Annotated in this window: 3 protein-coding genes; 2 read left to right on the forward strand and 1 reads right to left on the reverse strand. The window is 61.0% G+C overall.

The features are described from left to right. Positions 1-203: 203 nt before the first annotated feature. On the reverse strand, positions 204-1,529 hold the full coding sequence (glyA, locus tag NW856_RS04460; RefSeq protein ID WP_414399310.1) for a serine hydroxymethyltransferase: 1,326 nt from the start codon (positions 1,527-1,529) through the stop codon (positions 204-206). Positions 1,530-1,790: 261 nt separating this feature from the next. Between glyA and psaM the strand changes: the two genes are divergently transcribed. Then, positions 1,791-1,883 (forward strand): photosystem I reaction center subunit XII, encoded by a 93-nt coding sequence (gene psaM, locus NW856_RS04465; RefSeq protein WP_011434349.1) that lies wholly within the window; start codon positions 1,791-1,793, stop codon positions 1,881-1,883. Positions 1,884-2,089: 206 nt separating this feature from the next. Further along, positions 2,090-4,603: an ATP-dependent DNA helicase RecG gene (gene recG / locus NW856_RS04470; protein WP_414399311.1), complete on the forward strand. Its 2,514-nt coding sequence runs from the start codon at positions 2,090-2,092 to the stop codon at positions 4,601-4,603. Positions 4,604-4,646 lie beyond the last annotated feature (43 nt).

Raw genomic sequence — 4,646 nt, forward strand, 5'->3', positions numbered from 1 at the left:
AGGGCCACCAAGTTGCCAAAAAAGATGGAAACCCCCCCCAGGCGCACCATCGGTTGCTGGTGGATCTTGCGCTCGTCGGGAAAGTCCAACTGGCCACTGCGGATCCCGACCGCCTTCACCACCGGGGTTGCCCACAGAACCACACAGGCAGCAGCCAGAAAGGCAACCAAGTAGGGCATAGCAAGCCGTGGCGAGGATTGCGGTTATCCCAAGTGGGGGTAGAGGGGGAAACGACGACAGAGCTGAGCCACCCGCTGGCGACACTCTTCCAATACAGCAGGCTCCTCAGGCTGAAACAGACAATCGGCGATGATCTCCCCAATTTCCTCAAATTCTACTGGCCCCAAGCCGCGGGTGGTCAAGGCCGGGGATCCCAGGCGCAGTCCGCTGGCCACGAAAGGCGGCTGTGGGTCGAAGGGAATGGTGTTTTTGTTGGCGGTGATATGGATCTCGTCCATTAGCCGATCCGCCCGTTTGCCTGTCATCACCGGATCCGCCGCCCCCACTTTTTCCAGCACCGCCGAAACCGAGCGCAGATCCAGCAGCATCAGGTGGTTGTCGGTGCCCCCGGAAACCAGCCGAATGCCCCGCCGTTGCAGGGATCCCGCCAGGGCTTGGGCATTGGCGATAACTTGGGCCGAGTACTGGGCAAAGCTGGGCTGCAGGGCTTCTCCAAAGGCCACCGCCTTGCCGGCAATGACATGCTCCAGCGGCCCCCCTTGACTGCCGGGGAACACTGCCTTATCCAGCTTTTTGCCCAATTCTGGGTCGCGGGTGAGAATGAGTCCCCCGCGCGGCCCTCGCAGCGTCTTGTGGGTAGTGGTGGTCACCACATCGCAGAGGGGCACGGGGTTGGGGTGATGTCCAGTGGCCACCAAGCCGGCAATGTGGGCAATGTCGGCCAGAAGATAGGCCCCCACCTCGTCGGCAATGGCGCGGAAAGCGGCAAAGTCAATTGTCCGCGGATAGGCAGAGTAGCCGCAGATGATCAGCTTGGGCCGGTGCTGCAGGGCCAGATCCCGCACTTGGTCAAAATCAATCCGCTCCGTCTGCGGATGCACCCCGTAGTGCACCACGCGGAACCACTTGCCGGAGACGTTTACCGGGGAGCCGTGGGTAAGGTGGCCGCCGTGGGCAAGATCCATGCCCATAGTTGTGTCTCCTGGCTGCAGCAGGGCCAGGAAAACGGCGAAATTGGCCTGCGCCCCCGAGTGGGGCTGCACATTGGCGTGGGCTGCCCCGAAGAGTTGCTTAGCCCGGTCAATGGCCAGCTGTTCAATCTCGTCAATAAACTCACAGCCGCCGTAGTAGCGCTTGCCCGGCAGCCCTTCTGCATACTTGTTGGTGAGCACCGAGCCTTGGGCGGCCAAGACAGCAGGAGAGGTGAAGTTCTCGCTGGCGATCATCTCCAGGTGATCCCGCTGTCGGTTGAGCTCTTCCTGGATCAGGCGGTAAACCAAGGGATCCGTTTCCGCCAGGATGGCCAGGTTATCCCGTAGGGTGGTCAGACTCTGGGGAGCAGCTACCATGATGACGCCAAGACCGAACTTCGCAGGAGAAATGGGCAAGGACTGCTTCGCCGTCGCAACAGCGTTGCGAAGCAACATCGTAGCATGACCCGCAAACCAGCAGTGCAGGCCCCGGCTTTTATAGTTGGGGTCAACCGAGATGGACAGGGGCTGCTTTGTAAAGAATGTTGAGCTTTTCTTCTCGGTGTCAAGGCTACCCCTCAAGCTACGGTAGAGTGAGGGGGCTGACTTTTGTGCAATTCCACTGTTAGGGAGTTGGTTATGACGGACGCACAAGTTTTCACCATCCTGGCGATTGCCTTGGTGCCGGCAGTGATGGCTCTGCTTTTGGGATCCGCCCTGGCCCGCAGCTAAAGCTCCTGCATCTCCCAAAAAGTGCCTCTGGATCCCTTCGGCCTGCCCCGTCACGACAGTGTTGCGGAGTAACAAGGCAGGCTTTTTTCTTTATCAAGGAATGGAAAGTGTGGCTTGCGCTGCTGCACTCCTTCGGTTGTCCTGCCGTTGTTGGCTAAAGTTGGATTGATAAGGAGCACTCCCGGCAGCCAAGCAACTTGAGCCAGGTGGATCTACAGCGGCTTCAGCGCGCCCTTTCCCTAGAAGCAGAGGTGGGGTTTACCGACCTGCGGGGGCGAGAGCAGACCTTCTCCCAATTTTTGGGGAGCGTGTTCGGACAGGATCCCCCCTCTGACTGGGTGCTGAATGGAGATGACCGGCGGCGATGGAAAGAACTGGGATCCCGCTATACCTTGTACCCGGAGCTGGAGCTGCCCGAACGCCAGCACCTGGTGGCCGAAACCCGCCGCTGGCTGGAGCGAGTCCGACGTCAGCAAGAGCTGTCCCGACCGAGTTCCCACCAACCTGGCTCGTTTGCAGCCTCGTTGCCACAGCGCTCTGGTTTCCCTGCCGTAGGCGTAGCAACAACCCCCCCAGAGGCAGGGCGGAGCACGATTTCCCCATCTCTCCCCGCCGGCCTCAGCCTGGAGCAGCCGCTGCAGTTTCTCAAAGGCATTGGTCCCAAGTCAGCGGAGAAACTGGCACAACTGGGCCTACACAGCGTGCGGGATGCCCTCTACTACTTCCCCCGCGACTACCTGGACTATTCCCGGCGGGTGCTCATCCGCCAAGCCAAGGTGGGGGAGACCGTTACCCTTGTAGGGACGGTGAAAAGTTGCAGTTGCTTTACCAGCCCTAAGAATCCCTCGCTGACCATCTTCAACCTAAAGATTGCCGACAAAAGTGGTGTAATTACCCTCAGCCGCTTCTACAGCGGGCGGCAGTTTGCCCAGCGCAGTTGGCAAGCTTCCCTGGAGCGGCAATACCCCAAGGGGGCCCTGGTGGCTGCCAGCGGCCTGGTCAAAAAGGGCCGGTTGGGCCTAACGCTGGATAACCCGCAACTGGAGGTGCTGGGGGGAGAGGGCGAGGAGCTGGACAGGCTGGGCAAGATCTTGCCAGTTTACCCTCTCTCAGAAGGGATCCCCGCCGATCTGGTGCGCAAGGCGGTGCAACTGGCTTTGCCGGCGGCGGCCTTGGTGGAGGATCCCTTGCCGGCGGATCTCAAGCGGCAGTTGCAGCTTTTGGACTTGCCTGTTGCCCTGCAGCAGATCCACTTTCCTGAGACCCGAGAGCTGCTGGCCCAGGCCCGGCGGCGGCTGGTGTTCGATGAGTTTTTCTACCTACAACTAAGCCTATTGCAGCGGCGACACCGCTATCGTGCCCAAGCTCAGGCCATACCTCGTTACCAGCCGGCTAGAGGGGAGCTGTTGGATCGCTTCTACCAAATCCTGCCCTTTCAGCTTACCGCTGCCCAGCAGCGGGCCATCGACGAGATCCTAGCGGATCTGCGGGATCCCTTGCCCATGAACCGCCTGCTCCAAGGGGATGTGGGATCCGGCAAAACCGTGGTGGCGGTGGCGGCTTTGCTGGCAGCCATTCAATCCGGCTGGCAAACGGCCCTGATGGCTCCCACCGAGGTCTTGGCCGAGCAACACTACCGCAAGTTGGTGGAATGGCTAAGCCAGCTACAGGTGCCCGTCGAACTGTTGACCGGCTCCACCCCTCCCGCCAAACGCCGGGAGATCTTGCGGCAGTTGCAGACTGGGGAATTGCCCTTGGTGGTGGGCACCCATGCTCTCATCCAGCCGGCAGTGCAGTTTCGCAACCTGGGCTTGGTGGTCATCGACGAGCAGCACCGCTTTGGCGTGGAGCAGCGGGCCGCTCTGCAACAGAAAGGGGATCACCCCGATGTTCTCACTATGACCGCCACCCCCATCCCCCGCACCCTCACCCTGGCCCTGCATGGGGATCTGGATGTTACCCAAATTGACGAGCTGCCGCCGGGGCGCAAGCCCGTGCACACCCTGGTGGCCCGGCCAGGGGATCGCCTGCAGGTGATGCGGCTTATCGAGCGGGAAATTGCCCAAGGGCGGCAGGCCTACGTGGTGCTGCCGTTGATTGAAGAGTCGGAGAAGCTGGATCTCAAATCTGCCATCGAGGAACACCAGCGTCTGCAGGAAAAGGTCTTCCCCCAATTTCGGGTGGGCCTGCTGCACGGGCGCTTGACCAGTAGCGAGAAGGAAGCTGTCATTGCGGCCTTTCGCCGGCAGGAGCTGGATATTCTGGTCTCTACCACGGTGGTGGAGGTGGGGGTAGATGTGCCCAATGCCTCGGTGATGCTGGTGGAGCATGCGGAGCGCTTTGGGCTCTCCCAACTGCACCAACTGCGGGGGCGGGTAGGGCGGGGATCTGACCAGGCCTACTGCATCCTGATGACAGGATCCAAAAGCGAGGAGGCCCTGCGGCGGCTCAAGGTGCTGGAGCAGTCCCACGACGGGTTTTTCATTGCCGAGATGGATCTGCGCTTCCGCGGCCCAGGGGAGGTGATGGGCACCCGCCAGTCGGGGCTACCCGATTTTGCCCTGGCCAGCCTCATGGACGATCAAGAGGTGCTGCAGCTGGCCCGCCAGGCGGCAGAGCAGCTTATTGTCCAAGACCCCGACCTGAAGCGCTGGCCCCCCTTAAGCCGCATACTGGAAGAGCGTCAGGCCCGTCTCTTGGGCCCTGGGTTGTTGACCTAAGCTAGGGGCAATTGGAGCATGACTCTAGTCAATAATAAGCTCA

Source organism: Synechococcus sp. R3-13, from assembly GCF_047462195.1.
In the GTDB taxonomy this organism is placed as follows: domain Bacteria; phylum Cyanobacteriota; class Cyanobacteriia; order Thermostichales; family Thermostichaceae; genus Thermostichus.

Bases quoted from the DNA above. Each gene is read 5' to 3' on its own strand.
- glyA (WP_414399310.1), bottom strand. From the start codon at position 1,529: ATGGTAGCTGCTCCCCAGAGTCTGACCACCCTACGGGATAACCTGGCC.
- psaM (WP_011434349.1), top strand. From the start codon at position 1,791: ATGACGGACGCACAAGTTTTCACCATCCTGGCGATTGCCTTGGTGCCG.